This window comes from Planktothrix sp. FACHB-1355 (assembly GCF_014748295.1).
Taxonomy (GTDB): Bacteria; Cyanobacteriota; Cyanobacteriia; order Cyanobacteriales; family Aerosakkonemataceae; genus Aerosakkonema; species Aerosakkonema funiforme_A.
The window spans coordinates 1-4,870 of the sequence record NZ_JACJUP010000453.1; the positions used below are offsets into that span (position 1 = coordinate 1).

Genomic DNA, 4,870 nt, shown 5'->3' on the forward strand with positions numbered 1-4,870 from the left:
GGCTCTGTCTGTCGGTTGATTCGCAAGTCGTCAATACTTACATCTCTGGACAGTTTGCTGTTACAGAAATGATTCGACAGAACATTTGCGAACCATCCAAGTCGGATCTTAACAGGTCTAACTCTTTAGCTGGTAGCCAGCTGGCACACAACCACCATAAGTCTTAACTTTAGCTTAAAGTGTATCTAAGGTTACTAAAAAGATTTGCTCTATTAGTTTAATTTTTAGTTTCCTCTGATACAAAAAAGTCTCTACTACTATAGATAGATGTTTATCTAAATGAATAAAGCAAAACTCTATTGCACCACCTTAACAGCAAAATCTACCATGCAGAAGATAGACAAAGGTTTAGGAAACTGCACTCGTTGCGAAACTCTACCTAGCAAAATTCAGGACAAGGGAACGCTGTATATGTGGTTTCCAGTAGTACATACGCTTAATAAGCTGATTCCCGCTTTGGGGAAAACCGATCTGGCTCACCAACTTTTAAAAGATGAGCAATGCTTGAAAATTATTGTGGATCGTAATAATATTGAAATATTGCTCGCCACACTAACATCCAAACTTACCAATAAAGAATTGAAAGAAACGCAGGCTGTATGGATGCCTGGAACTGAGGAACCGCTATTTCGGGATTTTTCTCGCATCACCTCGCTGAATAACTTTGTCAGCCTCAACAAGTGTGAGTGGTTGTTAGATATATTGGCACAAGAGCGTTTGACGTGTCATTTTCAGCCGATCGTATATGCTGATGATACTTCCCGAATTTTTGCACAAGAGGCATTGCTGCGTGGATTTGATAAGGATGATAACCTAATTAGTCCGGGTTCCATATTTACGAGCGCCCAAGACGCTGGTCTCGTTTTTCAACTAGATGCCTTAGCGCGACAAATGGCAATCCGCGAAGCAAGCAAATATGGTATTAAAGAGCAGATTTTTATTAATTTTTCTCCCACGGCTGTGTACGACCCAACTACTTGCCTACGCATGACAGTGCGTGCGATTAGCGAAGCCGGGATTCCTCACGATCGGGTTGTTTTTGAAGTGATGGAATCAGAGCAGCCACCAGATATAAATCATTTGATCAAGATTATGAAATTTTACCAGGAAGCTGGATTTTTGATTGCACTTGATGACTTTGGTACAGGTTATTCTAATTTGAATTTAATTCACGAACTACGTCCTGACTTTATCAAGTTGGATAGGCATCTGATTCACAATGTACATCAAGAACCATACAAAGCACTGATTACTGAAAAACTGTTGGAAATAGCCCAACAATTAAATATTAAGACTATTGCTGAAGGTATTGAGCTGACGGAAGAACTGGAATGGGTGCGAGAAAGGGGAGCAAACTTTGCCCAAGGGTTTTTAATTGCCAAACCGATGACGCCACCAGTCAAAGTTACTTCCTACATAGGAAGTGAGCCTATATATTTATCCGCATAGGTAGTTTTTGGGGAAGCTAGTTTTGAGGGGTTCAAGGAACCCCGTTTTTCATGTCTTGGTGCAAAAATTTTTATTTACGGACACACCGACAGCAAAGGAGATGATGCTTACAATGAAAAACTTTCCCAACTCCGAGCCGCCGCAGTCAAATACTATTTGATTAATGTTTTCAAAGTCCAGCCGAATCGACTGCAAACCAAAGGATTTGGCAAAATTAAGCCAATTGCTCCTAATAATAATCCTGATGGCTCCGATAATCCGACTGGTAGGGAAAAGAACAGGCGCGTTGAAGTACTAATTAAAACTTAAACGAAATAATCTTTCCAATAAAAACCAAAAGGGTCGCTTCGGCGTAAACTATAGCAAAGATTTGCAATTTTTCATTCCCAAGGATAGATATGCAAGATAAACTGCCAGCAAACGATCCACCAGAAACAAAAGTTCCAGACTCAGAGGTTAACGTAACACAACCAGTAGCCCCTGCTGCCAAACCGCCTGTGGAACCTGTGGAACCCTCTACGGAACTGCCAACAGTAGAGGTTAAGGTGCCAGAACAGGAACCGTTGCCGACCGAAGTGCCAAATGAAACCTCTACCCAACAATGGCGGCAGGTTGCGGACAGAATATCGGGTTTTATAGATAGTCCGCCAAGTTACCTAACCGAGTTTTTTGACAAATACAAGCAACCCTTAATCAGCGTTAGTTTAATTCTGTTAGTTTTTATCAGTATCAAACTGCTGTCGGGTTTGTTGGATGCTATCAATGAAATTCCTTTGATAGCGCCAACTTTTGAGCTAATTGGCTTGGGATATGCAGGTTGGTTCGTTTATCGCTATTTACTCGGCGCTAAGAACCGCGAAGAATTATCCGAGCTAGTTAAGGCTGTTAGAGAGTACATTTTCGGCAAAGAAAACGTAAAATAGCTAACAGATGAAATTGGCTATCGTTAGCTAAATTTAGGGTGGGTTGGATAGCATTTAACGCTTCAAAATCCGCCCTATCCAAATAATTATTTAGGTTGCTTTTTTTACCTTAACTCAACTTACGTCTGTTACTACTAAACCTTGCCAGCAAGGGTGGGCATTGCCCACCCTACAATTACTATCAGCAAGCAGCAGCTGTTTTAGCAGCAGCTGTTTCCTTCAACAAAGCGGCCTTATCTGTTTGCTCCCAAGGTAAGTCTAGATCGGTGCGTCCCATGTGACCGTAAGCGGCGACATTCTGATAGAAACGACCGCCGCGTTCGGCGGGAAGGAGACGCAAATTAAAGGTGGCGATAATACCTGCCGGACGGAGTTCAAAATGGTCTTTCACTAAATCCAGCAATATTTCATCATCTACCTTGCCAGTACCGAAAGTTTCTACCATAATGCTGACAGGTCGAGCTACGCCGATCGCATAACTTAGCTGCACTTCGCACTTATCGGCAAGACCTGCCGCAACAATATTTTTAGCGGCATAACGACAAGCATAAGCAGCAGAACGGTCTACTTTCGTGGGGTCTTTACCGGAAAAAGCACCACCACCGTGGCGAGAGTAGCCGCCATAGGTATCTACAATTATTTTCCGTCCCGTGAGCCCAGAATCTCCTTGGGGGCCACCAATAACAAATTTCCCAGTCGGGTTGACAAGGAAGCGAGTTTGTGAATCCGGCTTGACATCAATATCTGCAAAAACTGGTTCTACGACCGCTGTCCACAGGTCTTCTTTAATTTTGGCTTGTACTGCGGCGGCGTCTGTAATATCGCCTATCGTGGCGGCGTGTTGAGTAGAAATCAGGATAGTATCGATGCCAACAGGTTTGCCGTCTTCGTAGGCAACCGTTACTTGAGTTTTGCCATCCGGACGCAGGTAGGGCAAATCGCCTGTCTTTCTTACTGCTGCCAATCTGCGAGAAATGCGGTGTGCCAAACTGATGGGCATGGGCATCAGTTCTGGGGTTTCGTTGCAGGCGAAGCCAAACATCAAACCCTGATCTCCAGCGCCAACGGCGTCAAATGCCTCTTCGCTCGACTCTACGCGAGTCTCAGCGGCAGCATTAACCCCTTGGGCAATATCGGGAGATTGTTCGTCTAAGGCAACCAGAACTGCACAACTGTTGGCAGAAAATCCATTATCAGCATCAATGTAGCCAATTTCAGCAATTTTTTTGCGGGCTAAATCGACGTAGTTAACTTGAGCTTTGGTAGTGATTTCTCCGGTAATCAGTACTAAGCCGGTGTTGACGACGACTTCTGCGGCTACGCGGCTGGACGGGTCTTGTGTGAGCAGTGCATCTAGAATAGTATCGGAAATTTGATCGCAGATTTTATCTGGATGGCCTTCGGTAACGGATTCCGAGCTAAACAGGTAGCGACGAGACAAGGCAAAATCCTCCTGGGACATTGGGCCGAGTAAAATGTTTGGGCTATTTTCAGCCACTGTAACCAGCCATCATAACAACATTTCTTCCCTTGGGTAGAGACTTCCATCACTCAGTTTGACCAATCGAGTAGTAAGTCGATCGGGACTTATGCACTCTGGGGCGACAACATCGGTCAAGTAATCGGAGAAACCGGGTTTCTTCGCGTGAAAGTAACGCAAGAGTCTGCTTTGCGATGAAGAAAGCCGATTTGTTTGCCCCTAAACCGGAATACCTGGCTGATGCTACATAAAACGAGTTAATTTTTTACATTTTTAAACCATTTTTAGGCAGACCCAGTTTATTAGCTTAATTCATATAGATGTTAGCCAATTAGCAAAAAATTAGGGAACTATCAAAGTTTCTGACTTTTTGGTAGTAGTTTCTCTCAAACGTTGCTGCCAAGCTTTTTTGACAATCTCTGCTTGCACTGCAATCAGCTTGGCAGTTAATTTATGGGGAATGTCTCTGACTTCATCATCTCCCAACCACTCACACAGTTGTGTCAATAATAAACAAGCTCGATCTAATCGCGATGGTTCTAGCAAAATTTCTTTAAGCTTGTCTATATAAGCCATTCGCCTTTGAAATGCCTGTAGGCGTTCTGAGTAGGTAACTGGAGCGTGAAAGTTAACTGTTCCTATGGCGTAAACAGAAATACATTTAATGTCGAAGTAACTTCCCACGGCGGCACCAGGGCCAACAAAATCTGCATAATAAGGGTTCTGCAAGATCAACCCACCTTCACTTTCAGGTGTTAGGTACAACAACTGTCCGCTTTTAAACAGGGAAAGCGGCGCACAAGAAAGGGTTGGTTTTATTTGATTGGTGGGGATGCTTTTTAAAGAGCCGTTGAAGGCATTATGCTGCATAACTCGCTGGGAATGGAGAGGGTTATTTACCTACTCAGATGTATTTCTCGCTTCTCAGGAGTTATGCAAAATTTTGCTTTTCCGATCGGGCGGTTAGCACCTAGCAAAAGATGGTACGGTGCTAACCGCCCAAAGCTAACATACCCTA

Annotated in this window: 5 protein-coding genes; 2 read left to right on the forward strand and 3 right to left on the reverse strand. The window is 43.6% G+C overall.

Features of this window, described 5'->3' with window-relative positions; translation table 11 throughout:
- Positions 1-279 precede the first annotated feature (279 nt).
- Both H6S82_RS18160 and H6S82_RS18170 read left to right on the forward strand, forming a co-directional pair.
- Positions 280-1,449 carry an EAL domain-containing protein gene (locus H6S82_RS18160; RefSeq protein WP_242057000.1) on the forward strand — a complete coding sequence of 390 codons (1,170 nt, stop codon included), beginning with the start codon at positions 280-282 and terminating at the stop codon, positions 1,447-1,449.
- Positions 1,450-1,847: 398 nt separating this feature from the next.
- Positions 1,848-2,372 carry a CAAD domain-containing protein gene (locus tag H6S82_RS18170; RefSeq protein ID WP_190467192.1) on the forward strand — a complete coding sequence of 175 codons (525 nt, stop codon included), beginning with the start codon at positions 1,848-1,850 and terminating at the stop codon, positions 2,370-2,372.
- A 181-nt stretch (positions 2,373-2,553) separates the two neighbouring features.
- On the opposite strand, the gene metK is transcribed toward H6S82_RS18170, so the two are convergent.
- From metK to H6S82_RS18185, 3 genes are all read right to left on the reverse strand, one after another.
- Positions 2,554-3,813, reverse strand: a complete 1,260-nt coding sequence (gene metK, locus H6S82_RS18175) for a methionine adenosyltransferase (RefSeq protein WP_242057001.1) — start codon at positions 3,811-3,813, stop codon at positions 2,554-2,556.
- A gap of 69 nt (positions 3,814-3,882) precedes the next feature.
- A complete protein-coding gene (locus tag H6S82_RS18180) occupies positions 3,883-4,032 on the reverse strand; it encodes a hypothetical protein (RefSeq protein ID WP_191056509.1) in 150 nt (49 codons plus the stop codon).
- Positions 4,033-4,194: 162 nt separating this feature from the next.
- Positions 4,195-4,722 carry a hypothetical protein gene (locus H6S82_RS18185; protein WP_190467194.1) on the reverse strand — a complete coding sequence of 176 codons (528 nt, stop codon included), beginning with the start codon at positions 4,720-4,722 and terminating at the stop codon, positions 4,195-4,197.
- Between the last annotated feature and the right edge of the window lie 148 nt (positions 4,723-4,870).

Bases quoted from the DNA above. Each gene is read 5' to 3' on its own strand.
- H6S82_RS18160 (WP_242057000.1), top strand. From the start codon at position 280: ATGAATAAAGCAAAACTCTATTGCACCACCTTAACAGCAAAATCTACC.
- H6S82_RS18170 (WP_190467192.1), top strand. From the start codon at position 1,848: ATGCAAGATAAACTGCCAGCAAACGATCCACCAGAAACAAAAGTTCCA.
- H6S82_RS18185 (WP_190467194.1), bottom strand. From the start codon at position 4,722: ATGCAGCATAATGCCTTCAACGGCTCTTTAAAAAGCATCCCCACCAAT.